29 protein-coding genes are annotated in these 25,390 nt (G+C 65.7%); 9 read left to right on the forward strand and 20 right to left on the reverse strand.

The window, feature by feature from the left end; all coding sequences use genetic code 11:
* Positions 1-7: 7 nt before the first annotated feature.
* The 7 genes from ACWGPT_RS10650 to ACWGPT_RS10680 form a co-directional block, all read right to left on the reverse strand.
* Entirely contained in the window at positions 8-808 is an 801-nt protein-coding gene (locus ACWGPT_RS10650; protein WP_452605567.1) for a potassium channel family protein, read from the reverse strand.
* Positions 809-865: 57 nt separating this feature from the next.
* Positions 866-1,390 carry a sigma-70 family RNA polymerase sigma factor gene (locus tag ACWGPT_RS10655; protein ID WP_452605568.1) on the reverse strand — a complete coding sequence of 175 codons (525 nt, stop codon included), beginning with the start codon at positions 1,388-1,390 and terminating at the stop codon, positions 866-868.
* A gap of 66 nt (positions 1,391-1,456) precedes the next feature.
* Positions 1,457-1,696, reverse strand: coding sequence for a hypothetical protein (locus ACWGPT_RS10660; RefSeq protein WP_452605569.1), 240 nt, complete (start codon positions 1,694-1,696; stop codon positions 1,457-1,459).
* Between the two features lie 95 nt (positions 1,697-1,791).
* Complete coding sequence (locus tag ACWGPT_RS10665; RefSeq protein ID WP_452605570.1) at positions 1,792-2,121, reverse strand: hypothetical protein; 330 nt, start codon at positions 2,119-2,121, stop codon at positions 1,792-1,794.
* 143 nt (positions 2,122-2,264) lie between these two features.
* On the reverse strand, positions 2,265-3,077 hold the full coding sequence (locus tag ACWGPT_RS10670) for a VOC family protein (protein ID WP_452605571.1): 813 nt from the start codon (positions 3,075-3,077) through the stop codon (positions 2,265-2,267).
* Between the two features lie 49 nt (positions 3,078-3,126).
* Complete coding sequence (locus tag ACWGPT_RS10675) at positions 3,127-3,594, reverse strand: DUF1579 domain-containing protein (RefSeq protein WP_452605708.1); 468 nt, start codon at positions 3,592-3,594, stop codon at positions 3,127-3,129.
* Positions 3,595-3,640: 46 nt separating this feature from the next.
* Positions 3,641-4,387 carry a DUF899 domain-containing protein gene (locus tag ACWGPT_RS10680; RefSeq protein WP_452605572.1) on the reverse strand — a complete coding sequence of 249 codons (747 nt, stop codon included), beginning with the start codon at positions 4,385-4,387 and terminating at the stop codon, positions 3,641-3,643.
* A 51-nt stretch (positions 4,388-4,438) separates the two neighbouring features.
* Here ACWGPT_RS10680 and ACWGPT_RS10685 point away from each other — a divergent pair, with 51 nt between their 5' ends.
* A complete protein-coding gene (locus ACWGPT_RS10685; protein ID WP_452605573.1) occupies positions 4,439-4,882 on the forward strand; it encodes a MarR family winged helix-turn-helix transcriptional regulator in 444 nt (147 codons plus the stop codon).
* Here ACWGPT_RS10685 and ACWGPT_RS10690 read toward each other — a convergent pair.
* The 3 genes from ACWGPT_RS10690 to ACWGPT_RS10700 all read right to left on the reverse strand — a co-directional run bounded on the left by ACWGPT_RS10690 (position 4,875) and on the right by ACWGPT_RS10700 (position 6,487).
* Positions 4,875-5,636 (reverse strand): RES family NAD+ phosphorylase, encoded by a 762-nt coding sequence (locus tag ACWGPT_RS10690; protein WP_452605574.1) that lies wholly within the window; start codon positions 5,634-5,636, stop codon positions 4,875-4,877. The genes ACWGPT_RS10685 and ACWGPT_RS10690 overlap by 8 nt on opposite strands.
* Entirely contained in the window at positions 5,596-5,982 is a 387-nt protein-coding gene (locus tag ACWGPT_RS10695; protein WP_452605575.1) for an MbcA/ParS/Xre antitoxin family protein, read from the reverse strand. The genes ACWGPT_RS10690 and ACWGPT_RS10695 overlap by 41 nt, the downstream gene beginning before the upstream one ends.
* 82 nt (positions 5,983-6,064) lie before the next feature.
* On the reverse strand, positions 6,065-6,487 hold the full coding sequence (locus ACWGPT_RS10700) for an organic hydroperoxide resistance protein (RefSeq protein ID WP_452605576.1): 423 nt from the start codon (positions 6,485-6,487) through the stop codon (positions 6,065-6,067).
* Positions 6,488-6,629: 142 nt separating this feature from the next.
* Between ACWGPT_RS10700 and ACWGPT_RS10705 the strand changes: the two genes are divergently transcribed.
* A complete protein-coding gene (locus ACWGPT_RS10705; RefSeq protein WP_452605577.1) occupies positions 6,630-7,097 on the forward strand; it encodes a MarR family winged helix-turn-helix transcriptional regulator in 468 nt (155 codons plus the stop codon).
* Positions 7,098-7,109: 12 nt separating this feature from the next.
* Here the strand turns inward: ACWGPT_RS10705 and ACWGPT_RS10710 are convergent, their stop codons facing one another.
* Entirely contained in the window at positions 7,110-7,835 is a 726-nt protein-coding gene (locus tag ACWGPT_RS10710; protein ID WP_452605578.1) for a L,D-transpeptidase, read from the reverse strand.
* Positions 7,836-7,982: 147 nt separating this feature from the next.
* On the reverse strand, positions 7,983-8,813 hold the full coding sequence (locus tag ACWGPT_RS10715; protein ID WP_452605579.1) for a L,D-transpeptidase: 831 nt from the start codon (positions 8,811-8,813) through the stop codon (positions 7,983-7,985).
* A gap of 282 nt (positions 8,814-9,095) precedes the next feature.
* Between ACWGPT_RS10715 and ACWGPT_RS10720 the strand changes: the two genes are divergently transcribed.
* Entirely contained in the window at positions 9,096-11,054 is a 1,959-nt protein-coding gene (locus ACWGPT_RS10720; RefSeq protein ID WP_452605580.1) for a methyl-accepting chemotaxis protein, read from the forward strand.
* Between the two features lie 80 nt (positions 11,055-11,134).
* Here ACWGPT_RS10720 and ACWGPT_RS10725 read toward each other — a convergent pair whose 3' ends face one another.
* The 3 genes from ACWGPT_RS10725 to ACWGPT_RS10735 are packed head-to-tail and all read right to left on the reverse strand — an operon-like array spanning position 11,135 to position 15,337.
* Positions 11,135-12,766 carry a cisplatin damage response ATP-dependent DNA ligase gene (locus ACWGPT_RS10725; RefSeq protein WP_452605581.1) on the reverse strand — a complete coding sequence of 544 codons (1,632 nt, stop codon included), beginning with the start codon at positions 12,764-12,766 and terminating at the stop codon, positions 11,135-11,137.
* The gene (locus ACWGPT_RS10730; protein WP_452605582.1) at positions 12,766-13,776 is read right to left on the reverse strand and encodes a ligase-associated DNA damage response exonuclease; all 1,011 of its coding nucleotides are present in this window, start codon (positions 13,774-13,776) and stop codon (positions 12,766-12,768) included. Before ACWGPT_RS10730 ends, ACWGPT_RS10725 begins: the two co-directional genes overlap by 1 nt.
* A gap of 55 nt (positions 13,777-13,831) precedes the next feature.
* Complete coding sequence (locus tag ACWGPT_RS10735; protein WP_452605583.1) at positions 13,832-15,337, reverse strand: diguanylate cyclase domain-containing protein; 1,506 nt, start codon at positions 15,335-15,337, stop codon at positions 13,832-13,834.
* A 142-nt stretch (positions 15,338-15,479) separates the two neighbouring features.
* Here ACWGPT_RS10735 and ACWGPT_RS10740 point away from each other — a divergent pair, with 142 nt between their 5' ends.
* Together ACWGPT_RS10740 and ACWGPT_RS10745 are read left to right on the forward strand one after the other, a co-directional pair.
* A complete protein-coding gene (locus tag ACWGPT_RS10740) occupies positions 15,480-16,889 on the forward strand; it encodes a TIGR03808 family TAT-translocated repetitive protein (RefSeq protein ID WP_452605584.1) in 1,410 nt (469 codons plus the stop codon).
* 94 nt (positions 16,890-16,983) lie between these two features.
* On the forward strand, positions 16,984-17,643 hold the full coding sequence (locus ACWGPT_RS10745) for a glutathione S-transferase family protein (RefSeq protein WP_452605585.1): 660 nt from the start codon (positions 16,984-16,986) through the stop codon (positions 17,641-17,643).
* Here the strand turns inward: ACWGPT_RS10745 and ACWGPT_RS10750 are convergent.
* Positions 17,603-18,535 (reverse strand): LysR substrate-binding domain-containing protein, encoded by a 933-nt coding sequence (locus ACWGPT_RS10750; protein WP_452605587.1) that lies wholly within the window; start codon positions 18,533-18,535, stop codon positions 17,603-17,605. The genes ACWGPT_RS10745 and ACWGPT_RS10750 overlap by 41 nt on opposite strands.
* 100 nt (positions 18,536-18,635) lie before the next feature.
* Here ACWGPT_RS10750 and ACWGPT_RS10755 point away from each other — a divergent pair, with 100 nt between their 5' ends.
* On the forward strand, positions 18,636-18,842 hold the full coding sequence (locus ACWGPT_RS10755; RefSeq protein ID WP_452605588.1) for a hypothetical protein: 207 nt from the start codon (positions 18,636-18,638) through the stop codon (positions 18,840-18,842).
* A 2-nt stretch (positions 18,843-18,844) separates the two neighbouring features.
* On the opposite strand, the gene ACWGPT_RS10760 is transcribed toward ACWGPT_RS10755, so the two are convergent.
* Both ACWGPT_RS10760 and ACWGPT_RS10765 read right to left on the reverse strand, forming a co-directional pair.
* Positions 18,845-19,471 (reverse strand): glutathione S-transferase family protein, encoded by a 627-nt coding sequence (locus ACWGPT_RS10760; RefSeq protein ID WP_452605589.1) that lies wholly within the window; start codon positions 19,469-19,471, stop codon positions 18,845-18,847.
* Positions 19,472-19,565: 94 nt separating this feature from the next.
* Entirely contained in the window at positions 19,566-20,573 is a 1,008-nt protein-coding gene (locus ACWGPT_RS10765) for an asparaginase (RefSeq protein WP_452605590.1), read from the reverse strand.
* Between the two features lie 71 nt (positions 20,574-20,644).
* Between ACWGPT_RS10765 and ACWGPT_RS10770 the strand changes: the two genes are divergently transcribed.
* Positions 20,645-21,382: a DUF3750 domain-containing protein gene (locus ACWGPT_RS10770; RefSeq protein ID WP_452605591.1), complete on the forward strand. Its 738-nt coding sequence runs from the start codon at positions 20,645-20,647 to the stop codon at positions 21,380-21,382.
* A 67-nt stretch (positions 21,383-21,449) separates the two neighbouring features.
* Here the strand turns inward: ACWGPT_RS10770 and ACWGPT_RS10775 are convergent, their stop codons facing one another.
* Together ACWGPT_RS10775 and ACWGPT_RS10780 are read right to left on the reverse strand one after the other, a co-directional pair.
* Positions 21,450-21,596, reverse strand: coding sequence for a DUF1127 domain-containing protein (locus ACWGPT_RS10775; RefSeq protein WP_452605592.1), 147 nt, complete (start codon positions 21,594-21,596; stop codon positions 21,450-21,452).
* 481 nt (positions 21,597-22,077) lie between these two features.
* The gene (locus ACWGPT_RS10780; RefSeq protein WP_452605593.1) at positions 22,078-23,082 is read right to left on the reverse strand and encodes an NAD(P)H-quinone oxidoreductase; all 1,005 of its coding nucleotides are present in this window, start codon (positions 23,080-23,082) and stop codon (positions 22,078-22,080) included.
* A 185-nt stretch (positions 23,083-23,267) separates the two neighbouring features.
* On the opposite strand from ACWGPT_RS10780, the gene betI reads away from it, so the two are divergent.
* On the forward strand, positions 23,268-23,867 hold the full coding sequence (gene betI, locus ACWGPT_RS10785; protein ID WP_452605594.1) for a transcriptional regulator BetI: 600 nt from the start codon (positions 23,268-23,270) through the stop codon (positions 23,865-23,867).
* A 39-nt stretch (positions 23,868-23,906) separates the two neighbouring features.
* Positions 23,907-25,370, forward strand: coding sequence for a betaine-aldehyde dehydrogenase (gene betB, locus ACWGPT_RS10790; protein WP_452605595.1), 1,464 nt, complete (start codon positions 23,907-23,909; stop codon positions 25,368-25,370).
* The last annotated feature ends 20 nt before the right edge of the window (positions 25,371-25,390 follow it).

Here is a 25,390-nt window from a genome sequence, read left to right on the forward strand (position 1 = left end):
ATGTTCCTCAGTCGCCCTCGTCCGGGATCCTCAGGATTTCGCCACAGGCCTTGCAGTGGACGGCGTCCTGCTCGTGCCGCTGCAGGCCGCAGCGCGGACAGGGAAAGTGGACCTTGTAGGGGCGCACCACCGCCTGGGCGAGGCGGACAAAGAGCGATATGCCGACGATCATGGTGACGACGGAGGTCAGCTTGCCGGCGGTGCCCGGAAGGGTGATGTCGCCGAAGCCGGTCGTCGTGATGGTGGCGACGGTGAAGTAGAGGGCGTCGACGAAGCCTTCCTCGCCGCGGCGGTGATAGAAGAAGCTCGTATAGACGAAGCCGGTCGCGATGAAGAGGAAGACCAGGAGGTTGATGAGCGCCCGCACGACCTCGAGCAGATGGGCATATCCCGCCCGCCGCAGAGCGTGCCGCAGGAGCGGACTGCTGCCGATCGCCCAGAGGCGCATGACCCTCAGGAAGGCGAAATTGAACAGCACGTCGGGAAAGAGCAGCGTCGCCAGGATGATGATGTCGATCCAGGTCATGAAGCGCCGGAAGAAGACCCGCCATGTGGGGGCGACAAGCGCCCTCGCCGTCAGTTCGATGCCGATCCAGACGGCGATGAGATAGTCGATGATCAGGTAGGAAGGTCCGGCCCGCAGGTAGGGGCCGAAGAGGAAGAAGGCGAGGATGGCGATGTCGACGATCGCGAAGGTCGCCTGCCAACGCAGGGCGGCCTTGCCCTCCCCGCGCTCCACCCGCACGAGAAACTGTCGCAGATCCTGGAGATAGGTGGGCCGGTTGTCGGCGGAGGGAGAGACTGTCATGCGAGAGACCGTGGCGGCCGGGACGAAGGCATCAGGCCAGACAAAGGCGGCGGGATATCACTGCACGTCGACGGTGCCACAGGCGCCGTCTTCGCCGAGGCTCTTGAGGATGGCCATGCGGGCGCGGTTGACCCGGCTCTTGATCGTGCCGACCGGGCATCTGCAGAGCGACGACGCCGTCTCGTAGCTTTCGCCGCGCATCAGCACGATCTCGAACGCCTCGCGGTAGTGATCGGGAAGGCCGGCCAGGGCGCGGTCGAATTCCCGGGCCCGGACCGCCCATTCCTGCGGGGCATCGATGGATCGCTGCAGCGAGGCGCATTCGCCGGCACCGACGAATTCCCGCTTGCCGCGACCGTAGCGCGTGCAGAACGTGTTGCGCATGATCGTGAAGGTCCAGGACTTCATGCTCGTGCCCGGCTGGAACTTGTCGAGATTGGCGAGTGCGCGCAGCACGGTTTCCTGCACCAGGTCATCGACGTCGTGAGAATTGCTGTAGAAGCGCCTCGCGAAACTCTTCAAGACCGGTATCAACTCGACGATGTCCACCCGCGTGCGGGCGTCACCTGCTGTATCCTGCATGGGGGTCTCCTCCTGAACCTAGTCAATCCGCACAGGGCGTTTTGGTTCCCGGATGACGGGACCGGATCAGAATGCGGGACTACCGACCAGCGCCCGCCGGTCGACCATCAGGCCGGCGAGTTCCATCAGCTTGCCCCGTTCGGTGAGACCGGTCCTGTAGAGCCGAAGGACGATCCTCGCGACCATTTCGGGATCGCGCACGGCACCGAGGCCGGCTTCGAGGGTCAGCACGTCGCGAACCGTGTCCTGGAGAAGCTTCAGGTCATCGGAGGCGAGGATCCCAGGATAGAAGTACCGATCGGGCATGGGCAATCTCCGCTGGCGGGGGATGGCAGCCGAAGCCGCGCCACAAGACTAGACGGCAACCATAGAACGCCCGCGTTACACGGCAATTACAAATGTTACTGGATGGTGCTCGCCTCCGAGCCGAGCAGGCTGCGGACGATCGCATTGATCGCTTCCGGATTGCTGGAGAGGGTATAGCCGCCAGCCGCGGGGGCCCGCCTGCAACCGGCAAAGATCGCCGGCACCCCGAAGGCATCCAGCACCTCGACCACCTGCAGGAGGGTGGGCGCATCGTAATCAACGTCGATTACGGCACCATCGAAGGATGCCTCGACGAGCTTCGAGGCAAACTCTCTCGAACTGTAGGGTCCTTCGAGATCGATCCCGGCGCGGTTCCACGCCTGACGGACGGCGGGAGATAGATATGGTGGCGGTCCAATCACCATCAGCCTGATCCTGCGCATCCATCGCCTTTCGTACAGGGTGCCGCACGCTTCCACATGCGCTCCAACCGACGCCTGTAGCAGCAGTTCCATGAACCCAGTTTTAACGGCGATGGAAACAGCGGGGCGCTGCCCCCGGTGTATTATCATTTTTGCATGGAAGCGAGGCAGAAGAAGGCGCCCTGCGGATCGGTGCACTGGACAATCCAGCCGCCGCCGGGAACCTCCATCGGCCCGCTCACCACCTGGCCTCCGCCTGCCGTGACACGGCCGGCCGCGGCCTCGACGCTCTCGACGTTGAAATAGTAGACCCAGCAGGGCGCCGGAACGCTCTCCGGCCGCGTCATCATGCCGCCCGTCTGCTTGCCGTGTTCGGAAAATATCCGGTAGGTGCCCATCGGCCCGATGTCGATGTCGCGGTCCTTGGTCCAGCCGAACACGCGGCCGTAGAAGTCGAACGCCTCCTCGAGGTCGGCCGCGTAGAGTTCGTGCCAGCCGACCGTGCCGGGCGTGCCCTCCGGCGGCGCGGGAGGCATGTCGTCCATCGGCAGCGGCGTCATGATGTCGAGGACGGCGCCATGCGGATCGGCGACCACGGCAAAGCGCCCGACCTGGGGGATGTCCTCCGGCTGGCGATGCACGGTGCCGCCGCTTTCCTGGAACTCGCGCGCCGTCCCGTCGACGTCATCGACGGCGACATAGCCCGTCCAGTTGGGCGGGACATGGCCGGCGAGATGGGCGGGCAGCGGCATCATCCCGCCGATGCCGGGGCATCCCTCGCCCTCCCCTAGCTGGAAAAGGTCGTAAGACGCGCCACCGTCCATCGGCATGGGCCTGACGGACCAGCCGAGAACGGACGAATAGAAGCGCCCGGCCGCCTCGGTGTCCGAGGTCATCAGTTCGCACCAGATGAACTTGCCGTGGGTTTCGCTTCGCGTTTCCGGCGAGGTCTGCAGCATGTCTTCCTCCTCCCCGGCGATCCGCCGGGCTCGCGTGGCCGTGCCCGATCTAGGACATGCGGCTGTAATGGGCTTCCATGAACTGCTTCCAGCTGCCGTCGGGCTGCAGGAGGCTGGAATTGAAGATGCGGTTGTCATCGTCCCGGAAGACGATCTGCTCGCGATACCGGCCGGTGCTGCCGGGGTTTTCGAAGTCCGGCCCGGTCGTATAGAGGCTGAGGGTCGTGCCGTCGTCGGAGACCTCGCCCTCGTAGACCCACATATGGGTCATCATCGAACCTATCCAGCTGCCCACGTACTTGCCCCTGTCCGGATCGTAGCCGAGGGTCATCACCGTGGTGGCATCACCGCCACCCGGCATCTCGCCGCTGCCTTCCGCGACGAACCAGATGCCGTGAAGCGAGCGGACGAGTTCGGTCCAGGCCGGCGCGCCGGCCATGTCCGGCGAGGTTACGCTCCAGGTGCCGACGAGCTTCTGCAGGAAGCCGTGTTCGGTCCGCGGCTTCGCCATCTCCATTCCCATGGCCATTCCTCCTGTTGACGGGGCAATATCCTGCGACGGCTTAGTGGCAGGAGGATGAAGCGTCTGGCTTTTGCTCGTACTCGTCGTGCCGCTTGACGAAGTCCATGGTGGCGTCCTCGTTGCGGCCGAAGGGGGCGCGGTCGAGGATCATCAGCGTGCCGATCAGTTCCTCCCCGCCGCGGGCATAGGCGGAATAGGTATGAAAGACCTCGCCCTTGCCGTTCCTGTAGAAGGCCGAGAGGCCCGGAAGCTCGTCATGGGCCTGCTCGCGCGGGATCTCGGTGAAATTGTAGCGGACGCTGCCGCTCGCGAGATCTTCCGGGGTGAAGGACACGTGGAAATCGTAGTTGAAGTCCGAACCGTGGGAGGAGACCCAGGGGAATTTCCAGCCCATGCGCCTGCGGTAGGCCTCGATCTTCTCGATCGGCGCCCGCGAGACGGCGACATAGGTGACGTCGTGGTTGTTGAGATGGACGAGCGCGCCATCGATATGGTCCGACTGGAAGGAGCAGCCGGTGCAGCCGGCATCCCAGTCGGGGCCGAGCATGAAGTGATAGACGACCAGCTGACTGCGGCCGTCGAAGAGATCGGCGAGCCGCTTCTCCCCGTCCGGCGCGTGGAAGACATAGTCCTTTTCCATCTTCACCCAGGGAAGCGAACGGCGTTCCGCCCGCACCCGGTCGCGCAGCCGGGTCTCTTCCTTCTCCAGTTCAAGGAGCCTGCGGCGCGCCTCCAGCCATTCCTCCCGGGACACGACTGCATTTTCCGGCGACGTGATCGCGTTCATGCTCATCCTCCTCTGGCTTGACATTTACGTTGATATCAACATAACTAATCCATGTCAAACGCCATGCCGATTCCCTTCTCCACCACCCTTCATGTTCGCGATAACTGCCTGTGCCTGCATGCGCAGCGGGCCGCCCGGGCGCTGGCGCGCCGCTTCGACCATGCTCTGAAGCCGCTCGGCCTCACCAACGGGCAGTTCTCGCTGATGATGGCGCTCAACCGGCCGCAGCCGGTGCCGATGGGCCCGGTGGCGGAATTGCTGGCCATGGACCGCACGACGCTGACGGCCGCCGTCAAGGTGCTGGAGCGGCGCGGCCTGGTGGAGACCATCCCCCATCCGGAAGACAGGCGCAGCCGGCTGATGCGGCTGACCGGCGAGGGAACCGCGGTCCTGTCGCAGGCCGTACCGGTCTGGCAGCGGGTGCATGGCGAACTCGACGAGGAACTTGGCGATGCAATTGCGCCGCTGCGGGAGACGCTCGCGTCGATCAGGTAAGCCGCGCGGCAATCCGCGGATCGGCGGCGAAGCCCCGCATGGAAAAACCGATGCGCAGGAGCGGAAAGTCGCGCATCGCCTGGACGCCGGCCACCGAGAGCCGCATGCGCCATGTCTGGCGCTCCACCGGCTCACGCTTCGCAAACGCTCCCGCCGACAGGAGCGCGAGATTGAGGCCGCCTTCCGGATCGCGCACGGAACGGTAGAGGATTGCCTCGAGCCCCGCCTCGCGCGCCTTGTCGGCGAGCGCCTGGCAGGCGGCGTAATCGGTGCGATGCTCCCAGGCGGGACGGTCCCGGTCGAGCGGCGGGACGGTCAGGTCGATTGCGGCCTGCGTTGCGACGGATGCCGCAAAGGCGGTGTATTCGGCCGCATTGACGGCAAGCGGCGTATCGGGAGATTCCGCGAAGAACAGCATGCGGTAGAAGGCCATTTCGGCGATCGCCGTCTCCACCCGGGCCGCCGCATAGAAGACGCCGGGGGTTCGCCCGGCGCGGCGGAAGCGCGATCCCTGCGGATAGCTTGCGCCATAGCGGAAGGGCGTGGCGAGCAGGTAGTCGAGCCCGGCGCATTCGGGGGGAAAGGCGGGCTTCGTCTCCTCCAGCAGGGTCTCCAACAGCGCCTGCTCCTCCACCGTCTCGACGAGCTTCATCGTCGAGACGCGGTGCTGGGCCTCGACCAGCCGCCAGAAGTCCCCGGCGACCGAGCGCGCCTCAGACGAGAGCGCGGCGGGCGTCCAGATAGGCAAGGACATCGGTGAGGCCGGTAATGGTGGTGATCCTGTCGGCCGGCACTCCGCCGAGCGCGGTGTTGGAATTGCGCAGCCACTTGCGCGCGACAGTCTCGTCGCCGCCGGCAATCGCATCGAGCGAGCGGAACAGCCGGATCAGCAGGAGCGCCAGTTCGAAGGGCTTGGTTCCCTTTTCCAGAAGATGGTCGAGCCGTTTCATGCGCGAGACGGACGCTTCGGAAACGCCGAGCACGGCGGCAAGGCTGCGGGCGTTGAGGCCAAGGCGTTCGGCTGCGGCAACGGTGGCCTTGGTGACCACCTGCGCTTCCGAGACCACGAGGGGCTCTCTTTGTTTCTCCAGCAAGACCATTTGAAATTCCTTTCCATGGAAAGATAATCCCGATGGGCTGGATGGTCAAGGGGAGCGGCCTGGACCGCTCCCCTTCCCAGGATCAGGCGACCGAGACCGGAACTTCGGTGGAGGTGCGCATGGCATGGCTGTACGGGCAGACGATATGCGCCTTGGCGACGAGATCCTCGGCCTGTGCCTTGTCCAGGCCCGGAATGTCGACAGAGAGGGAGACCTCGATGCCGAAGCCGCCGCCGTCCTCGCGCGGGCCGATGCCGACCGTCGCGGTCACCGTGGCGTCTTCAGGGATCTTCACCTTCTGCTTAGCCGCGACGTTCTTCAGCGCGCCGAGGAAGCAGGCCGAATAGCCTGCGGCGAAAAGCTGCTCGGGATTGGTGCCGGTGGCGCCGTCGCCGCCAAGCTCCTTCGGGACCGTGAGGGTGACGTCGAGGACGCCGTTTTCGGATACGGCGCGACCGGAACGGCCGCCCGTAGCGGAGGCTTTGGTCGTGTACAGGATTGCCATCGTCTTCACTCCTTCAGGTTGTCGATATCGCGAACCATAACCGCCATTTCAATTGCGCGCAATATAATTTTGCGCGTTGATAATTCGCCGGGATGGTGGATAATTGCCAGATAGTCCCAAAGCCCCCAAAGTCAGGTGCGTGATGGCGAAAAAACAGGAAAGCGACGCAAGCCCGCGACCGGCCCGGCTGGAGACGCAGCTGTGCTTCGCGGTCTATGGCGCCGCCCATGCGCTGACCCGCACCTACAAGCCGCTGCTCGAACCGCTTGGCCTCACCTATCCGCAATACCTCGTCATGCTGGTGCTGTGGGAAGAGGACGACCAGCCGGTGCGGGCGATCGGCGCCCGGCTGGGGCTCGATTCCGGCACGCTTTCGCCGCTCCTCAAGCGGCTCGAACAGGGCGGCCTCGTGGCCCGCAGGCGCGACAACGAGGACGAGCGGCTGGTGCGGATATCGCTGACGGAAAAAGGGCAGGATCTCGCCGCCAGGGCGACCGACGTCACCCGCGCCATCGCCGCGGCGACCCAGTGCAGCCTGGAGGAGATGGAGGGGCTGCGGGACGGATTGCGCGGCCTCACCGGCAGGCTGCAGCAACAGCAGCCTGCCTGAGGATATCCACCGCTACTGCCAGACGACGATGCGGGCCCGCTCGGGGACGCGTTCGTAGAGGTCGATGATGTCCTGGTTCATCAGGCGGACGCAGCCCGAGGAGACGGCCTTGCCGATCGAGCTCCATTCCGGCGAGCCGTGCAGGCGATAGAGCGTGTCCTGGCCGTTCCGGAAGATGTAGAGCGCGCGGGCGCCGAGCGGATTGTTGAGGCCGGGCGGCTGGCCGCCGTTCTCTGCGGAATATTTCGCAAGTTCCGGCTGGCGGGCAATCATCTCGGCCGGCGGGGTCCATTTCGGCCATCTCTGGCGCCACTGGATGACCCCCTCGCCTTCCCAGGCAAAGCCCTCGCGGCCGATGCCGACGCCGTAGCGCATGGCGCTGCCGTCCGGCTCGACGAGGTAGAGGAAGCGCGACGCCGTGTCGACGACCACCGTTCCCGGGCGCTCGCCGGTCGGATCGAGGACGCGCTGGCGATAATAGCGCGGGTTGATGTTCCAGTAGGGGATGGCCGGAATGACGAAGTCGCCGTCGACGATCTGCCCGTACATGGCGTCGAGTTCGGGTGTGCGGCCGGTCGGCGAAACGGTCGGCGGCGCGAAGGCGACCGGCGTCGCCGAGATGATGCGCCCGCCATAGGGCGACGGGCTGCTGGATGCGCATCCGGCAAGGGTCGAGGCCGCGCCCGCCGCAAGAAGCGACAGCACGCCCCGGCGGGAATAGGGAATGTTCATACTCATGTTCGGAAAACCGCCCGACTTGTTCTTCTGACTAGGCCGATCAACGGGAACCCGAATGCAAAGGTTCCATGACCCGCCTGCGCTATCACGGGAACGTTTACGCTTCCCTACAGGAAGGGTCGGACGGGCGGTCCAGAACGGGATCGATCAGATGACGACGATCGGGGCGGAGGCCGGGACGCGCTCGTAGAGATCGATGACGTCCTGGTTCAGCATGCGCACGCAGCCGGAGGAGGTCGCCCTGCCGACAGACTGCCAGTCGGGCGTGCCGTGGACACGGTAGAGCGTGTCCTTGCCGTCCTTGAAGATGTAGAGCGCGCGGGCGCCGAGCGGGTTGTTGAGGCCGGGGTTCGCACCGCCCTCGGATGCGGCGAACTGGCGAAGCTCCGGCTGGCGGGCCACCATGTCGGAGGGCGGCGTCCAGCGCGGCCACTTGGCCTTCCGCTGTATGGTGCCGCGACCCGACCAGGCGAAACCGTCCTTGCCGAGCCCGACGCCGTAGCGGATCGCCTTGCCGCCCGGCTGGACGAGGTAGAGATAGTTCTGGCTCGTATCGACGACGATCGTGCCCGGCGCCTCGTTGGTCTGGTAGGAGACCTCCTGGCGCAGGAAGCGCGGCTCGATGCGCGAATAGGGAATGGCGGGCAGCATCCTGCCCTCGTCGTTGACCGTCCCGTACATCGTCCGATGCACAGGATTGGAGACCGGCATGCCATAGGTCGGCCGGTACTTCTGGTGGAAATAGGTCGGATAGAGCTGGCGCTTCTGCGGAATGCTGCCCGGCATCGGCGGTGGCTGGTTGCTCGGCGGATCGGCATAGGGCGGCACGTGGAAGACGGGCGCCGTCTGCTGCACGAAGACGTCCGGGTTCATTCGGCTCGTATCGGTCACCAGGACGCAGCCCGCAAGGCCGGCGGCCGTGGAGAGGGCGCCCGAGAGAGAAAGCATTCGGCGCAGAGACTGAGACAAGAGCGGCATGACGACCCGATTCCGGCTGATGAGACCGCCGATACAATGGGCCTCGCGGCTGGTGCGAAGCTGGCCCCCGAGGCGATTTCGGATTCGCCGGACAGAAGGAGGCAAAGCCCGGAAGCCCAGCCTCAAGCGAGATCTGTCATTTATCACGAATCACTAAATTTCATCGGCAAGAACTAATGATAGGGGCGTTTGCTTTTCGTAAGACTTGGCCGGCTAGGGATGCGTCACTCGAGGACATTGCCGTTCCATGTCCTCGCCCTCTCGCCTTGAAATGGACCTCCCATGACACGACCCAAAGTCAAGACCGCCCTTGCGGGGATTCTCATCCTGCTGGGCGCTGCATTTGCAATGTTCGCCACCTTTTCCGTGAACCGGCTTGCCGCAATCGATCGCCATATAAACGAGATCGCCGGCCTCGCAATGCCGACGATCGCCGCCGTCAAGGACATGGAAGTCCAGGTGATGACGATCCGCAACGGCTACCGCAGCCATCTGCTCAGTGAAGACGCCCGGGTCCAGGCGGAGGAGCACAAGGCGATCGAGACTGCCTGGAACCTGCTCCTGGAAAAGGGTGAGCGCTTCCGGAAGCTCGAGCCGACCGACGCCGAAATCCAGCTGCTCGAAGGTATCGAGGCAGGGATGAGGAACTACATGGAGATCGGCAAGCGCGTGCTCGCCCTCTCCACGGCAGGCGACATCCACGCTGCCGAGAACATCCTCCGGACGGAGATGGTCGGGCCGGCGCAAGCAGCCGCCGCCAGCCTCGCCTCCCTGACGAAGGGCGGTATTTCCGACGCCATCGCCGCCCAGAAGAGTGCCGAAGAAACCTATTCGACGACCCTGACCGTCACCATCGTGGCAATCGGCCTGCTGGCCGCGTTCGTTGCCGCCGCGATCTGGTTTGCCGTCACCGGCATCGCCAAGCCGATCCAGGCCATCACGCGCTCGATGAACGACCTTGCCAGGGGCGACGCCGATGCCGCGATCCCCTATGCCGGCCGCGCCGACGAGATCGGCGAGATGGCTGCCGCCGTCGAAGTCTTCCGCACGAACGCGCTGAAGAATCGCGAACTCGAGCAGGAAGCGGCAGTTCAGCGCAGCCAGACCGAAGAACAGCGCCGCCGCACCGCCGAGCAGGAGCACATGCGCGCCGAAGCCATGGCGCAGGCGACGAAGGGGCTTGCCGACGGCCTGAAGCAGCTTGCCTCCGGCAACCTGACCTTCCAGCTTACCCAGGAATTCGCCGAGGAGTTCGAAACCCTGCGCGAAGACTTCAACCGCGCCGTGGTGCAACTGAAGGAGACGATGTCCTCCGTCGCGGAAGCCACCGGTTCGATCGATTCCGGCTCGCGTGAAATCAGCCAGAGCGCCGAGGACCTTTCCAAGCGCACCGAGCAGCAGGCCGCATCGCTGGAAGAAACGGCCGCCGCCCTCGACCAGATCACCACCAATGTCGCCAACTCCTCCAAGCGCGCCGAAGAGGCACGCACGGTGGCGATCCAGGCAAACGACAGCGCCCGCCATTCCGGCGCGGTGGTCGCCAATGCCGTCGATGCCATGGGCAAGATCGAGCAGTCGTCGAACCAGATCTCCTCGATCATCGGCGTGATCGACGACATCGCCTTCCAGACCAACCTGCTGGCGCTCAACGCGGGCGTCGAAGCGGCACGCGCCGGCGAGGCCGGCAAGGGCTTTGCCGTCGTCGCCCAGGAAGTCCGCGAACTGGCGCAGCGTTCGGCAACGGCCGCCAAGCAGATCAAGGACCTGATCCGCAACTCGTCCGCCGAAGTCGGCAACGGCGTGAAGCTGGTGAGCGATACCGGCGAGGCGCTGAAGACGATCGAGGGCTATATCGTCACGATCAACCAGCACATGGACGCGATCGCCACCTCGGCGCGCGAACAGTCGGTCGGCCTCTCGGAAGTCAACACCGCCGTCAACCAGATGGACCAGGTGACCCAGCAGAACGCCGCCATGGTCGAGGAAGCCAATGCCGCCGGTGCGACGCTTGCCAACGAAGCGGGTCGCCTGCGCGCCCTGATCGGCCAGTTCCAGGTCGGCGCGCCGGTTTCCTACCAGCCGGCCGCGAAGCGGACTGCCGCTCCTGTCGCCAGGGCCGGGTCCAGATCGGCCCCGGTCGCCTCGCCGGCGCGCAGCATGATGGGCAAGATCGCCAATGCCTTCTCCTCGAAGGGATCAGCGGCCGTCGCGGTAAGCCACGACAACTGGGAAGAGTTCTGAGGTCTCCTCCCCTGACACTCGAAGGGCGCGCGGCGAAAGCCGGGCGCCTTTTTCCTTTTTGCCTTCCGGTTCTCCCCGGCTCAGGCCGCCGGTGATTGCGCCTCGATCATTGCCGTCAGCGTGGAGAGCCGGTCGGCATCGCGCGGCAGCTTGTCCATGCGCAGGCGGGCGATGCGGGGAAAGCGCATGGCGACGCCGGACTTGTGGCGCGTCGAGCGGTTGATGCCTTCGAAGGCGACTTCCAGGACGAAGCCGAAATCCGGTTCCGCCCGCACCGCGCGAACCGGCCCGAAACGCTCCACGGTATTGTCGCGGACGAACTTGTCGAGGACTTCGAGCTCGGCATCGGTAAAGCCGAAATAGGCCTTGCCGACCGGCACCAGCTGCTCGCCGTCCGGCGTTTGCGCCCACACACCGAAGGTGAAGTCGGAATAATAGCTGGAGCGCTTGCCGTGGCCGCGTTGTGCATAGAGCATGACCGCGTCGATATTGTAGGGATCACGCTTCCACTTGAACCACGGCCCCTTCAGCCGACCGGCCTGGTAGGCGCTGTCCTTGCGCTTGATCATCACGCCCTCGATCACCGGATCGGGAGGCGCCAGCCGCAGCCGGTCGAGTTCCTGCCAGTCGGTGAAGGGGACGAGGTCCGACAGGTCGAACCGGTCATGGGGCGCCTTGCCGATCAGGCCGGAGAGACGTTCGCGCCGGTCGAAGAAGCTGCGGGCGCGGATGTCCTGGTCGCCCTCGAACAACAGGTCGTAGGCGCGCACGAAGGCCGGATAGTCGTCCAGCATGCGGTTGGTGACGGTCTTGCGGTTGAGGCGCTGCTGGAGATCGGAGAAGGTGCGGGTCGGGCTGTTGGAGCGCACCGTGCCGCCGACAAGCAGTTCGCCGTCGACCACGCCCTCGAAGTTGATCGCGGCGACGACGTCCGGAAAGGCGCCGGTAATGTCGTCGCCGGAGCGGGAATAGAGCTTCCGGGTGCCGCCATAGCTCGACATCTGGACGCGGATGCCGTCCCACTTCCACTCCGCCGCATAGTCCTCGGGGTCGAGCCTGTCGAGGTCGCCCTCCTCCACCGGATTGGCAAGCATGACGGAATGGAAGATCGCCGGCGTGGCGAGGACCGGCTTCTCCGCCCTGCCCTCCAGCCAGGCGAACAGCGGCTCATAGGGGGGCGTCAGGCCGTGCCACAGCGTCTCGATCTCGGTGACGTCCTTGCCGCTCATCTCCGAGAGCGCCTGCTTGGCGAGCCGCGAGGAGACACCGATGCGGAGCGATCCGGTCGCCAGCTTCAGGAAGGCGAAGCGGCTGGAGGGATCGAGGTGGTCGAGCAGGTCGCGGACGGCGGCGCGCACTTCCGTGCGGCCGAGGGCGTTCATCATCGTCACCACCTGCCCGAGCCGCGGCTGCTCCTCGTCGGTCGTGTCATCCTTCTCGCCACCGTCCCAGACGAGCGCAATCGTCTCGGCAAGATCGCCGACATAGTCGTAGGAATACTGGAAGAGCACCGGATCGAGCCGTTCCAGGACGAGTTCGCGCAGGAGCGCGGGCTTGATGTTCCTGAGATCCAGCGTGCCGGCGAGTGCAGCCAGGCCATAGCCGCGGTCGGGATCGGGGGTATCGCGGAAATAGTCGGCGAGGAGCTTGAGCTTGCCGTTGCGCGAGGGGGTGAGGACCAGGCGGTCGAGGAGGGTGGCGAAGGCCTTCATCAGTCTCCCTCGTCCTCGTAGCCGACGAGATGCAGCGGACGGGCGGGGATGCCCTGCAGCTCGCACCAGCGGACCAGCGCCTCCTCCCGGCCGTGCGTCACCCAGACCTCCGAGGGCCCGATCTCCCTGATGGTGGACAGGAGTTCCGGCCAGTCGCAGTGGTCGGAGATCACCAGCGGCAGCTCGACGCCGCCCTGGCGGGCGCGCTGGCGGACCAGCATCCAGCCGGAGGCGAAGGCGATCAGCGGATCATTGAAGCGGCGCGCCCAGCGGTCCTGGAAGGCGGAGGGCGGGCCGACCACGACGGCGCCCTTGAAGGCGCCCGGCTCCTTCTTCTCAAGCGTCGCGGGGCGGATGTCGCCAAGCTCTATGCCCTGCTCGCGGTAATAGTCGCAGAGCCTCGCGAGCGCGCCGTGGATGAAGATCGGCTCCCCGTAGCCGCAGTCGCGGATCAGCCGGATGACGCGCTGCGCCTTGCCGAGCGCATAGGCGCCGACCAGGTGGGTGCGCTCGGGAAACTGCCTCAGCGAGGTGAGAAGCTTGCCGATCTCCTCCCGCGGGTCCGGATGGTGGAAGACCGGAAGGCCGAAGGTCGCCTCGGTGATGAAGACATCGCAGGCCACCGGCTCGAAGGAGGCGCAGGTGGGGTCCGTGCCGCGCTTGTAGTCGCCGGATACGTTGATCCTCAGGCCATCCTTCCGGATAAGGATCTGGGCGGAGCCGAGGACATGCCCTGCCGGGTGGAAGCAGACGGTGACGCCGTCGATATCCACCGTCTCGCCGAAGGCCACCGCCTGTTCCGATCCGCAGAAATCATCGCCGTAGCGGATGCGCATGATGTCGAGCGTCTGGCGGGTGGCGAGCACCTTTGCGTGCCCGGCGCGGGCGTGGTCGGAATGGCCATGGGTGATGAGCGCCCGTTCCACGGGCCGCACCGGATCGACATGGAAGCGGCCGATGGGGCAGAAGAGCCCGGCCGGGGTGGGATGAAGCAGCGCCTCTGGTCTCATGCCCGGTGAGATAGGGCGCGAGACGCCGGTTGAAAGATCGCCGCGTCCTACGGGGCTACCCCTGCGAGGGCGCGTCCTTCCAGACATGGAGGCGGTCGCGACCTTCGTTCTTGGCGCCGTACATGGCCCGGTCGGCCCTTGCGAGCAGCGATTCCGGCGTGTCGCCGTCATGGGGATAGAAGGCCGCGCCCATGCTGCAGGTCACGTGCAGTTCTTCGGTCTCGTAGACGATGGGGAGCGAGATGACCGAGCGTAGCTCGTCCATGCGCCTCACCACGCCCTCGTCGTCCTGGCCGAGCAGGGAGAAGACGATGGCGAATTCATCGCCGCCCAGCCGGACGATCAGGTCGCTGGCGCGGATGCAGCGCGGCAGGCGCTGGGCGATGGCCTTAAGCACCGCATCGCCGGCGCCGTGGCCCAGCCGGTCGTTGATCTGCTTGAAATTGTCGATGTCGATATAGGCGACGGCGACGTTGCGGTTTTCCCGTCGCGCCTCCGCAAGGACACGGTTGAACTGGTTCCAGAAGAGGGTCCGGTTCGGCAGCCCCGTCAGCGCATCGTGGTGGGCCATGTGACGGATACGCTCTTCCGCGCGGCTGCGCTCGATGGCGATGCCGGCGATGTCCGTCGCCATGGCGGTCAGCTCGAGCTCGAGGGCGGTCGGCTCGCGGACGGACCTGGAGTAAAGCGCGAAGGTGCCGAGAACCCGTCTTTCCGGACCGATGATCGGCGTCGACCAGCAGGAGCGGAAGCCGAATTCCTTCGGCAGGTCGCGGTAGTCCTCCCAGAGTGGATCCTCCGTGGCGTCCCGCACGATGACGGGTTCGCTCCGCCACGCGGCCGTGCCGCAGGACCCGACCTTGGGACCTATCCGGAGACCGTCGATCATCCTGAGATAGGGCCCGGGGAGGTTCGATGACGCGCCGTGCCGCAGCCGGTCGGACCCTTCGTCGAGCAGCAGGACCGAGGCGACCACGTCGTCCAGCTCCTCCTCGACGAGGTTCACGAGGGCGAGCAGGACCCCGTCGAGCGGTTCCCCGCGGGCGATCATCTCCAGCAGGCGGGCATGACCCCGCCGCATGTCTTCCTCCCGCTTGCGCTCGGTAATGTCGCGGGTAATCCCGATCAGGCCGATGATGCGGCCCTGCGCATCCCTGAGCGGCGTCTTGGTCGACTGCAGCCAGCGCGGCGCTCCGCAGAAGACCAGATGATGCTCGAAGTCCGTCATCGGCTCGCCGGCCGACATCATCTCCTGCTCGGCGAGAAAGAGCTCGTCGGCGGCCTCGGGGTCGAAAAGGTCGAAGTCGGTCTTGCCGACCAGGTCCATCGGATGGTCGACGTTATTGGCGAGCGCGGTCGCGGCATTGGCCATGACGAAGCGGCTGCGGCGATCCTTGACGTAGATGAATTCGGGGAACTGATCGACGAAGGAATAGGCGTCGATCCGATCGAGAACCTCCACCGTATCCGACATTTCGGCATCGGTGGAGACCGCCAGCAATCGCTGACGGAGCATCTCGAGCGTGACCGAGGAATCCTGCGAGTAAGCTTTCCCTGACATTGGACGGTTCATCCGATGTCTCTCCCAAACCACTTGCTTGAACTGAAATGCCCCAAAGTCCTCCGGAGCTTGAAGCACAATTCCTTAATCTTCTTTAATTTAATCGTAACAATTGTTCATCTCGCAACCGTGAGTCAAATCCATGGCGAATATAAGTTCCTGCTTATTTTCTAGCCGGCCGACAATCTCAAGACGAGCGCTCCTGGTGGGCCTCTCGGCGACTTGCGCCGTCGTCGCCGGTCCGGACAGGGTGCCGGCAGGCCCGGCGGTCTGGCTGACGGACCTTCGCGGCGCAATCGATGCGGGCGCCGCCGGGCTGAAGGCGGATACGGGAGAGGACCAGACCGGCAGGCTGCAAAACCTGATCGCGGAGGCAAGCCGGGCAGACCAGTGGGTGTTCCTGCCCCCGGGGCGCTACGAGGTGACGGGGCTGAAGCTGCCGGACCGCACCCGGCTGACCGGCATTGCCGGCGCGACGACCCTTGTTCTTGGCGGCGCCGGCCCGTTCATCGACGGCGATCCCGGCGCCCGGCGCATCGAGCTCGACGGGATCGTCTTCGACGGCGCCGGCCGGCCGCTGCCCGAGGAGGCGCCGGCCCTGATCCACCTTGGCGAGGTCTCCGACCTGCGGATCGAGAACTGCGGCTTCACGGGCTGCGAAAAGACCGGCCTGCAGATCGAGCGCTGCGGCGGGACGCTCAGGGGCAACCGGTTCTGGGCGATCGGCGAATACGGCGTGCTGGCAATCGACAGCACGGGGCTGGCGATCCGGGAGAATGTCCTTTCCGGTTGCGGCAATGGCGGCATCCTCGTCCACCGCAGGCAGAAGGGAGAGGACGACACGATCGTCACCGGAAACCGCATCAGCGGCACCGGCGCGGGCTATGGGGGCACGGGGCAGTTCGGCAATGCCATCAACCTCTACCGCGCCGACGGTGTGATCGTATCGGGCAACCACATCACCGACAGCGCCTTCACCGCAATCCGCGCCAACGCCGCCTCCGGCATCCGGATCTCCGACAACCACTGCCTGCGATCCGGCGAGACGGCGATCTATTCCGAGTTCGGCTTCGAGGGCGCGCTGGTGACCGGCAACCTCGTGGACGGCGCGGCAAACGGCATCAGCATCGCCAATTTCAACGAGGGCGGCCGGCTGGCGATCGTCTCCGGAAACATCGTCCGCAACATCTCGCCGGTCGGTCCCTACGAACACGACAGCGTCGGCTTCGGGATCGGCATCGGCGTGGAGGCGGACACGGTGGTCTCCGGCAACGTCATCGAGAACGTGCCGCGCTTCGCGATGCTCGTCGGCTGGGGGCCCTATCTGCGCAACGTCTCGGTGACCGGCAACATAGTCCGGCAGGCGCGGGTCGGCTGCGCCGTGTCGGTCGTCGAGGAGGCGGGCGGCGCGCTCGTCAGCGACAACATCTTCGACGGCATGGAGGACGGCGCCATTCTCGGATACCGCTGGCACGACCGCGCGACGGGCGAACTCATCGGCGGAAAGGAGCGCTTCGCGCACCTCACCATCGAGGGCAACCGGCTTTCCTGAACGATCGAAACTTTTCATGGCAGGATAACGCAGAGCGATCTTCCGCTCGGCCGCCTGCACCCTTAGCCTGCGATGGCTTTTCAGGAGGATGCATATGCTGACGATCTACGGGGTCTACCGCTCCCGCGCCACCCGGCCGCTCTGGCTCATCGAGGAGCTCGGCCTTCCCTTCAAGCTGGTGCCGGTGATCCAGGCCTACCGGCTCGCCGACAGTTCCGCGCCCGGCGCACCGCTCAACAGCCGCTCGCCCGAATTCATGGCGATCAACCCGATGGGCTCCATCCCGTCGATGGATGACGACGGCTTCGTCCTGCACGAGTCGCTCGCCATCACGCTCTACCTCGCCAGGAAGCACGGCGGCGCCCTCGGACCGAAGGACATTCAGGAGGAGGCACTGATGGTGCAGTGGGCGCTTTTTGCCGCCACCAGCATCGAGGCGGACGCGCTCGCCCTCCAGACGGCGATCGGCAAGGGCGGCATGGAAACGTCGGAGGGCCGGGAGAAGATCGCCGCCACCGCCGCCCGCCTCGAGCGGCCGTTCGGCGTTCTCGAGGCGCATCTGGAGGCGAACGCCTACATGGTCGGCAACCGGTTCACGGCCGCCGACATCATCATGGCGGAGATCGTGCGCTACGCGCAGGACCACGCGCCGCTCTTTACGCCGCGGCCGGCGTTGAAGACATGGCTCGAAACCTGCCAGGCGCGACCTGCCTTCAGGGCGATGTGGGAGAAGAGGATGCGGGAACCGGCGTGACGACGGCCCTGTCGAGCGCCTGCATTTCCGCCCGGAGCCAGTCGGCGAAGGCCCGCACCCTCGCGGGCTGGCGGGCGCCGGCGCGGGTCACGAGATAGTGGCCCATGCCCGTCGCCGCCTCTATGGCGAAGGGCTTCGCAAGCCGGCCCTGCTCCAGCGCAAAGCCCGCGAGCGTCTGCCAGGCGAGCATGACCCCCTGCCCCGCCATGGTCGCGTCGAGGCAGAGGGAGGCGTCGTTGAAGACATGCCGCGTCGTCATCTGGCGGTCGGAAAGCCCGGCCTGCCGCAGCCAGACGTCCCAGGAGAACAGCGACGGACCATCGATGATCGCAGGCAGGCGGAGGATGTCCGCCGGCTCGACGAGTTCCGCCGCAAGCTCCGGCGTGCAGACCGGAAAGACGCGCTGCTCCATCAGCAGCTCCGCATCGACGCCCGGCCATGTGCCGCGCCCGACGCGGATGCCGATATCCACGTCACCGCCGTCGAGGTCGGCAAGCGCCGTGGTCGCCTCGATGCGCAGGCGGATCAACGGATGGAGCCTGGAGAAGCTGTCCAGCCGGTGGACGAGGAAGCGCGCCGCGAAGACCGGCGCCACCGATACGGTCAGGAGGTTCTCGTCACCCGGCCGGCCGAGCGCCACGCCCTGCGAAAGGGCGCGGAAGCCTTCGCTCAGCCGGGCGAGCATCGGCCTTGCGGTATCGAGCGGCACCATGCCCTTCGGCTGGCGAAGGAAGACCGGCCGCCCCAGTTGGGCTTCCGCCTTGATGACCTGCTGGCTGACGGCACCGATGGTGACGCCCATCTCCTCGGCGGCCGCCTGCAACGAGCCGAGGCGAGCCACAGCTTCCACCGCCCTCAGGCCGTTGAGATGCAGCGTGTTCAGGTTCCTCATATAGAATTTCTACAGGACGTCGCTGAATAACTCAATTGAAGGCCCCGCCCGAAACGCGCAATCTCGCCCTGCAAGCATGCGCTACCCGGAGGTGATGCCCATGTTCCCGCTCCAGACAATCTTCACCGCAACCGAATGGCTGAGATCGCCGGACATTCCCGGCGAGGTGGCCGGCGACGTGCTTTTCCACCCCCAACTGGTGCGGATGACGCCGCGCCAGTTGGCCGACCTGCCGTTCCCGCGCGGGCCGCAGGATGGCCCCGGCGGGATCGGCGGCGATGGTATCGACCTTAAGCGCTGCGCCTGACGTCAGTCTCCGGGCCGCTCGGCGGCGATCGCCTGCCGGACCGCCGGACGCTCGTTCATCCGGCGGAAGTGATCGGCGACCCTCGGGAATTCGTTGATGTCGATCCCGAGCCCCTCGAGCCATTCGGACATGGTGAAGAGGTAGGCGTCGGCGACGGAATAGGCCTCGCCCAGCACCCAGGGGCCCTTCAGGAAATCGTTCTCCACCATGCCGAAATACATGCGCATGTTCGGCACGACCTTGCGCTTCATGGCTTCCAGCGCCTCCTGCCCGTCGGCCCATCGGTAGCCGCGCTTGTTGTGGGCGTAGGCGACGTGCAGCGACGAGGCGATGAAGCTGTTGAAGCCCTGCATGCGGGCGAACTCGATCGGGTCGTCGAGCGGCGCCAGCCTTGCCTGCGGCGCCGCCTGGGCGACGAAGGCGAGGATGGCGGGGTTTTCGATGAGCGTGCCCCTCTCCGTCACCAGCGCCGGGACGCGCCCGTTCGGATTGTGCTTCAGGTATTCGGCGGAACGCTGTTCGTTCTCGGCAAAGTTTACCCGCCGCACCTCGTAGGGAAGACCGGATTCCGCCAGTGCGATGTGGCTGGCGAGCGAACAGGCATGCGGGGAATAGAACAGCGTGTACATCAAGATCCTCCATCCGTGATGCCGATCATCTGGCGTCATCGGAGCCCGGATCAAGACCCGACGCGAGGCGGCGGGATGAAGGTACCGCCGCCGTTCAGGCAAACAGCGCGTCGGTGACACGAATGTCGCCGACATGGATGCCGTTCCAGTTCTTCATGGACTTGTTCGCCATCGCCATCAGCGTCTGGTGGGTCTCGCCGGCATTGTCGAAATAGCGGGCGATCAGCGCGAAGATCATCGCCTCGGCGGCGCGCGTCGTGCCGTCCTCGCATTTCACGGCCATGGCCAGGCCCTGTTCGGGAAGTGCGGCGACGAACACGCCCTCGGCGCCGGTCTTGGCGAATATCCTGCCCGGAGCGACCTTCATGAGCTTCGTGCAGGCGCGCTTGGTGCCGGCGACATAGAAGGGCTCCGCCATGCAGGCATTGATCAGGCGGCGCGAGGCCCGGGCGCGATCGGGTTCCAGCCCCGTCCCGGTCAGCATGCGGGCAAAGCCGTGGGCAAGCCCCTTCAGGGGAACCGCATAGGTGGGGATGGAGCAGCCGTCGATGCCGCAGTTGTCGTGGCCGAGCGTGGCGCCGGTCAGGCTTTCCATGACGCCGCGGATATCGGCCTGGAGCGGATGGTCGTAACCGACATAGCCCTCGACCTCGTAGCCGACATGGGCGCAGGTGCAGACGAAGCCCGAGTGCTTGCCGGAGCAGTTGTTGTGCAGGGACGTGGGCTTGTCGCGCGTGCGGGCCTGGTGGATGAGCGTCGCCTGGTCGGTCGACCAGTGGGCGCCGCATTCCAGCGCGGAGGCATCACGGCCGGCGCGCTCCAGCATTGAGGCGGCGAGCGCGACATGCTCGTCCTCGCCGGAATGGGAGGCGCAGGCGAGCGCCAGTTGGCGGTCGCCGAAGGAAAACGCGTCCGCCGCGCCGCTTTCCACCAGCGGCAGCGCCTGCATCGCCTTGCAGGCCGACCGCGGGAAGACGGCGCTGTCCGTCTCGCCGAAGGAGAAGACCGTCCTGCCGTCGCCGTCCACGACGATGCCCATGCCGCGATGGCGGCTCTCGACGATGCTGCCGCGGGTGACTTCGACGGTAACGGGGTTTTGCATTGGCCGGCCCTGGAATTCTTGGTTTCAATCGGTCTTAGCCGACTGCGGCGCCACTTGCACGGGGTACTTGCATGAAATCAGTGAAGCGGCTGCTTCTGGTCATCTTCGTCGTCTACCTGCTGCCGACCTTCGCATCGGCCGGATGGTGGGCGATCCAGGATCGACCGGGGCGCTGGAGCGAGGCCCGCTGGTCGTCCGCCGGTCTTCTTCCGGAACCCGCCGCCAGCGGGGAGGCCGCGATCTACGTCTTCTCGGCGACGACCGGCGGCCTCAAGGGCGCCGTCTCCAGCCATGCCTGGATCGTCACCAAGGAAAAGGGGGCTGAAAGCTATACGCGCTACGACAAGGTCGGATGGGGATTGCCGATCCGACGCAATCATCGGCCGCCGGACGCCTACTGGTACTCCAATCCTCCGCAGCTCGTGACGTCGGTGACGGGGGTGGAGGCGGAGCTGCTGATCCCGAAGGTGGAAGGCGCCATTGCCGCCTACCCCTACGCGGAACCGGGCGGATACCGGATCTTCCCGGGGCCGAACTCGAACACCTTCGTCGCCTTCGTGCTGCGCAACGTGCCCGAACTCGACACGGTGCTGCCGCCGCACGCGGTGGGACGGGACTACCTGCCGGACGGGGATTTTATCCATGTGGATGCGGACTGGCGCGACGTGCACCTGACGCTCGGCGGCCTGCTCGGCGTCTCTGCCGGCGTTCGCAGCGGGTTGGAGCTTCACTTCCTCGGCCTCGTGGCAGGTCTCGACATTTCGAGGTCCGGCATCAAGCTTCCGGCGGTGGGGCGGATCGGGCTTTAGCGGCAAGCCGGAAATGCAAAACGCCCGCGGCTGCGGGCGTTCACAGAACCATGCGCGGAGCGCTCGATCAGAGGCCGGAAGCCTGACGGGCGACGCGATGGATATCGGACCGGGAAATTCCAACGTCACTGAGGTCACGCGGAGTCATCCGGCTCAGTTCGGCTACGGTGCGGCGGTATTGGCGCCAGGTGTTGAAACTGCGAAGGACGTTCATGACAGACCCCTTTCATGGGCGTTCCGAAGCATGACGGCCAAGGATCGACCCTCACGTCTGCTTCGATGACGTCTCTATAGATCGGGACGAGCTGCGCAAAAAGCGCACAATAATCAGTCCAGCCATGCATTAAACGCATTGGTTGCGTTGCCGGACCCGCCAGAGGGCAGAAACGGAAAAGGGCCGCGCGAGCGGCCCTTCCATGAGCTTGGTCCGGTTAAGCGAACCCGGACGCGCGAGGCGCCCGCAGGAAGATGCGTTCAGGTCGAGGGCTGCCCCGTCGAGACCGTCACCTTTCCAAAGTTCGAAACGCAGACCGAAATCTCACTCGACATTGGATCACCTTCCTTTCATTACGTTGAACACAACCTGAAGGTAGGTGCTGCGGCGCACGCATGCAAGGCACGATATGTAAACAGGCCCGCAGGTAAGTGAGTTGCGCCGCAACCGGACGCGCTTACCATTCGCACGCTCCCCTGAATCAGCGGCGCAGGTCGAGGATGATCTTGCCGATATGGCTGCTCGTTTCCATCAGCCGGTGCGCCTCCCTCACCTCCTCGAACGGCAGGACGGCGTGGATAACGGGTGCCACGGTGCCCGCCTCCAGCAGGGGCCAGACCTCACTCCTCAACTCATCGCGAATGGCACGCTTTTCCTCCGCCGTGCGCGGGCGCATCGTTGAACCGGTCACGGTCAGGCGCTTGACCATGATCGGCGAGAGATTGGCCTTTTCCGCCAGCGAACCGCCGAGGAAGGCAATGATCGACAGACAGCCGTTGCGGGCAAGCGCGGTGAGGTTCCGGTTGAAGTAGTCGGCGCCGATCATGTCGAGGATGATATCGACGCCCTTCTTGCCGGTTTCGGCCTTGACGACCTCGACGAAGTCCTCCTCGCAGTAGTTGATCGCCCGCCTGGCGCCGAGCGTCTCGCAGGCGCGGCATTTCTCCGCCGAGCCCGCCGTCGCGTAGACCGTCGCGCCGAAGGCCCTGGCGAGCTGGATCGCGGTCGTGCCAATGCCGCTGGAACCGCCGTGGATGAGAACGCTCTCGCCTTCCGTCAGTCCTGCCATCTGGAAGAGATTGGCCCAGACTGTGAAGAAGGTTTCCGGCAGGGCGGCCGCTCTTACCGCGTCATAGCCTTTCGGAAAGGGAAGGACCTGGCCGGCCGGCAGCGCGCAGAATTCCGCATAGCCGCCGCCATTGGCGAGACCGCAGACCTGATCTCCGATCGCGACGTCATTCACTCCTTCGCCGACCGCGACCACCCTGCCCGCGACCTCCAGGCCGAGAACGGGGTTTGCGTCCTTCGGCGGCGGATAGGTTCCGCTGCGCTGGGCGACATCGGGACGATTGACGCCGGCCGCCTCCACCTGGATGACCACCTCGCCCGGCCGCGCCTGGGGCACCGGACCGGTTGCCAGTTGCATCACTTCCGGACCTCCGAAGCCCGAAAGCTCGACGTAACGCATTTCATTGGGCAGCGACATTCGGTCTCCTCATCTTCACGGGAGACCGAGACTTAGAGCGACGCGCCGACGCTGGGAAGCCGGACCCTCGTCGCGGTGTCAATTTGTCTCGCCAATGGCATTTCAGGCCCCTCCCACCGGGCCGCGTGTCGGGTTGATTGATCGGTCAATCAATTATAATCTCCAGCCACACGGAGTTTCCCGACATGCCCCGGATCGGAATGGAGCCCTTGCGGCGCAAGGCACTGGTAGACGCAGCGCTGCGGACCATCGGCCAGCACGGCTCGCTGGACGTGACGATGTCCGACATCGCGCGGGAGGCAGGTGTTTCGCCTGCACTCGCGCATCATTATTTCGGCAGCAAGCAGCAACTGCTCGTGGCGACGATCCGCAGCCTGCTGACCCGGCTGCGTTCCGATGCCGTGGCCGCGATGGAGCACCTCTCCGGCCCGCGCGAGAGGCTGTCGGCGATCATTCGCGTCTCCTTCCAGGCCGACCAGTTCGCTCCCGAGACCGTCGCCGCCTGGCTCGCCTTCTACGTTGAGGCGCAGCGTTCGGAGGAGGTGCGCCGGCTCCTCGTCATCTATTCCCGCCGGCTGCGGTCGAACCTGCTGCACAGCCTCGAACGTCTCTGCCCGCCGGATGACGCGGCGCGGATCGCCGAGGGCGTCGCGGCGATGATCGACGGGCTCTACATCCGCCAGAGCCTGCGCTCGGCGCCGATCGGCACCAATGCCTCGATCGCGCTGACAGAAGACTACCTGGACCTCCAGCTTCGCCCCTTCCTGCCCGCGAAACATTCCTGACGATCGTCGCCGAACACCACACCCGCCGAGGAGAACAAGATGCGCGCACAACCGACGGCCAGCCACTACATCGACGGCGAGTACGTGGAGGACGCAACGGGCACCGTGATCGAGAGCATCTATCCGGCGACCGGAGAAGTGATCGCACGCCTCCATGCCGCGACGCCGGCAATCGTCGCGAAGGCCGTCGCATCCGCCAGGCGTGCGCAGGCGGAGTGGGCGGCGATGACCCCGTCGGCCCGCGGTCGTGTCCTGAAGCGGGCAGCCGAGATCATGCGCGAGCGCAACCGCGAGCTTTCCGAACTGGAGACGCTCGATACGGGCAAGCCGATCCAGGAGACGATCGTCGCGGACCCGACCTCGGGGGCCGACAGCCTGGAGTTCTTCGGGGGCATTGCCGCCACCGCGCTCAACGGAGCCCACATCCCGCTCGGCGCGGACTGGGCCTATACCAAGCGCGTGCCGCTCGGCGTCTGCGTCGGCATCGGGGCCTGGAACTATCCGCAGCAGATCTGCTGCTGGAAGGCGGCGCCGGCTCTTTCGGCCGGCAATGCCATGGTGTTCAAGCCGTCCGAGACGACGCCGCTCGGGGCGCTGAAGATCGCCGAAATCCTGACCGAGGCGGGCCTGCCGAAGGGCGTGTTCAACGTCGTGCAGGGCGACCGCGAAACCGGGCCGCTCCTCGTCGACCATCCGGATGTCGCTAAGATATCGCTGACCGGATCGGTGCCGACCGGTCGCAAGGTGGCGGCGGCCGCCGCCGGTCAGCTGAAGCACGTGACCATGGAACTCGGCGGAAAGTCGCCGCTCATCGTCTTCGACGACGCCGATCTCGACAGCGCGGTCGGCGGGGCGATGCTCGGCAATTTCTACTCGACCGGGCAGGTCTGTTCGAACGGCACGCGCGTCTTCGTGCAGAAGCGGATCAAGGACGCCTTCCTGGAGCGGCTCAAGGCCCGCACGGAGCGGATCGTCATCGGCGACCCGCTCGACGAGGCGACGCAGATGGGGCCGCTCGTTTCCCGGGCGCAGCGGGAAAAGGTGCTCGCCTATATCGAGCAGGGCAAGGCCGGGGGCGCCAGGCTGGTGACCGGCGGCGGCATCCCGAACGACGTTCAGGGTGAAGGCTGCTACGTCCAGCCGACCGTCTTTTCCGACGTCACCGACGACATGACGATCGCCCGGGAGGAGATCTTCGGGCCCGTCATGTGCGTGCTCGATTTCGAGGGAGAGGACGAGGTCATCGCCCGCGCCAACGCCACCGAGTTCGGCCTGTCCGGCGGCGTGTTCACCGCCGACCTTACGCGCGCCCACCGCGTGGCGGACCGCCTGCAGGCCGGGACGCTCTGGATCAACACCTACAATCTCTGCCCGGTCGAGATCCCGTTCGGCGGCTCCAAGCAGTCCGGCTTCGGGCGCGAGAACTCCGCCGCGGCGCTGGAACACTATACGGAACTGAAGACGATCTACGTGGCGATGGGGCCGGTCGAGGCACCTTACTGAACCGGCAAAGACAGGGGCAA

The sequence above is a fragment of the Pseudorhizobium sp. NPDC055634 genome (assembly GCF_053618655.1).

What these genes read in the sequence shown, in the direction of transcription:
- ACWGPT_RS10775 (WP_452605592.1), bottom strand. Translation starts at nt 21,596, where the DNA reads ATGAACGTCCTTCGCAGTTTCAACACCTGGCGCCAATACCGCCGCACC.
- ACWGPT_RS10765 (WP_452605590.1), bottom strand. Translation starts at nt 20,573, where the DNA reads ATGCAAAACCCCGTTACCGTCGAAGTCACCCGCGGCAGCATCGTCGAG.
- ACWGPT_RS10710 (WP_452605578.1), bottom strand. Translation starts at nt 7,835, where the DNA reads ATGAGTATGAACATTCCCTATTCCCGCCGGGGCGTGCTGTCGCTTCTT.
- ACWGPT_RS10735 (WP_452605583.1), bottom strand. Translation starts at nt 15,337, where the DNA reads ATGTCAGGGAAAGCTTACTCGCAGGATTCCTCGGTCACGCTCGAGATG.
- ACWGPT_RS10695 (WP_452605575.1), bottom strand. Translation starts at nt 5,982, where the DNA reads ATGGTCTTGCTGGAGAAACAAAGAGAGCCCCTCGTGGTCTCGGAAGCG.
- ACWGPT_RS10705 (WP_452605577.1), top strand. Translation starts at nt 6,630, where the DNA reads ATGGCGAAAAAACAGGAAAGCGACGCAAGCCCGCGACCGGCCCGGCTG.
- ACWGPT_RS10725 (WP_452605581.1), bottom strand. Translation starts at nt 12,766, where the DNA reads ATGAAGGCCTTCGCCACCCTCCTCGACCGCCTGGTCCTCACCCCCTCG.
- ACWGPT_RS10780 (WP_452605593.1), bottom strand. Translation starts at nt 23,082, where the DNA reads ATGTCGCTGCCCAATGAAATGCGTTACGTCGAGCTTTCGGGCTTCGGA.
- ACWGPT_RS10655 (WP_452605568.1), bottom strand. Translation starts at nt 1,390, where the DNA reads ATGCAGGATACAGCAGGTGACGCCCGCACGCGGGTGGACATCGTCGAG.
- ACWGPT_RS10770 (WP_452605591.1), top strand. Translation starts at nt 20,645, where the DNA reads ATGAAATCAGTGAAGCGGCTGCTTCTGGTCATCTTCGTCGTCTACCTG.
- ACWGPT_RS10745 (WP_452605585.1), top strand. Translation starts at nt 16,984, where the DNA reads ATGCTGACGATCTACGGGGTCTACCGCTCCCGCGCCACCCGGCCGCTC.
- ACWGPT_RS10730 (WP_452605582.1), bottom strand. Translation starts at nt 13,776, where the DNA reads ATGAGACCAGAGGCGCTGCTTCATCCCACCCCGGCCGGGCTCTTCTGC.
- ACWGPT_RS10760 (WP_452605589.1), bottom strand. Translation starts at nt 19,471, where the DNA reads ATGTACACGCTGTTCTATTCCCCGCATGCCTGTTCGCTCGCCAGCCAC.
- ACWGPT_RS10680 (WP_452605572.1), bottom strand. Translation starts at nt 4,387, where the DNA reads ATGAACGCGATCACGTCGCCGGAAAATGCAGTCGTGTCCCGGGAGGAA.
- ACWGPT_RS10755 (WP_452605588.1), top strand. Translation starts at nt 18,636, where the DNA reads ATGTTCCCGCTCCAGACAATCTTCACCGCAACCGAATGGCTGAGATCG.
- ACWGPT_RS10650 (WP_452605567.1), bottom strand. Translation starts at nt 808, where the DNA reads ATGACAGTCTCTCCCTCCGCCGACAACCGGCCCACCTATCTCCAGGAT.
- ACWGPT_RS10750 (WP_452605587.1), bottom strand. Translation starts at nt 18,535, where the DNA reads ATGAGGAACCTGAACACGCTGCATCTCAACGGCCTGAGGGCGGTGGAA.
- ACWGPT_RS10660 (WP_452605569.1), bottom strand. Translation starts at nt 1,696, where the DNA reads ATGCCCGATCGGTACTTCTATCCTGGGATCCTCGCCTCCGATGACCTG.
- ACWGPT_RS10685 (WP_452605573.1), top strand. Translation starts at nt 4,439, where the DNA reads ATGTCAAACGCCATGCCGATTCCCTTCTCCACCACCCTTCATGTTCGC.
- ACWGPT_RS10670 (WP_452605571.1), bottom strand. Translation starts at nt 3,077, where the DNA reads ATGCTGCAGACCTCGCCGGAAACGCGAAGCGAAACCCACGGCAAGTTC.
- ACWGPT_RS10740 (WP_452605584.1), top strand. Translation starts at nt 15,480, where the DNA reads ATGGCGAATATAAGTTCCTGCTTATTTTCTAGCCGGCCGACAATCTCA.
- ACWGPT_RS10720 (WP_452605580.1), top strand. Translation starts at nt 9,096, where the DNA reads ATGACACGACCCAAAGTCAAGACCGCCCTTGCGGGGATTCTCATCCTG.
- ACWGPT_RS10700 (WP_452605576.1), bottom strand. Translation starts at nt 6,487, where the DNA reads ATGGCAATCCTGTACACGACCAAAGCCTCCGCTACGGGCGGCCGTTCC.
- ACWGPT_RS10715 (WP_452605579.1), bottom strand. Translation starts at nt 8,813, where the DNA reads ATGCCGCTCTTGTCTCAGTCTCTGCGCCGAATGCTTTCTCTCTCGGGC.
- ACWGPT_RS10675 (WP_452605708.1), bottom strand. Translation starts at nt 3,594, where the DNA reads ATGGAGATGGCGAAGCCGCGGACCGAACACGGCTTCCTGCAGAAGCTC.
- betB (WP_452605595.1), top strand. Translation starts at nt 23,907, where the DNA reads ATGCGCGCACAACCGACGGCCAGCCACTACATCGACGGCGAGTACGTG.
- ACWGPT_RS10690 (WP_452605574.1), bottom strand. Translation starts at nt 5,636, where the DNA reads ATGTCCTTGCCTATCTGGACGCCCGCCGCGCTCTCGTCTGAGGCGCGC.
- ACWGPT_RS10665 (WP_452605570.1), bottom strand. Translation starts at nt 2,121, where the DNA reads ATGGTGATTGGACCGCCACCATATCTATCTCCCGCCGTCCGTCAGGCG.
- betI (WP_452605594.1), top strand. Translation starts at nt 23,268, where the DNA reads ATGCCCCGGATCGGAATGGAGCCCTTGCGGCGCAAGGCACTGGTAGAC.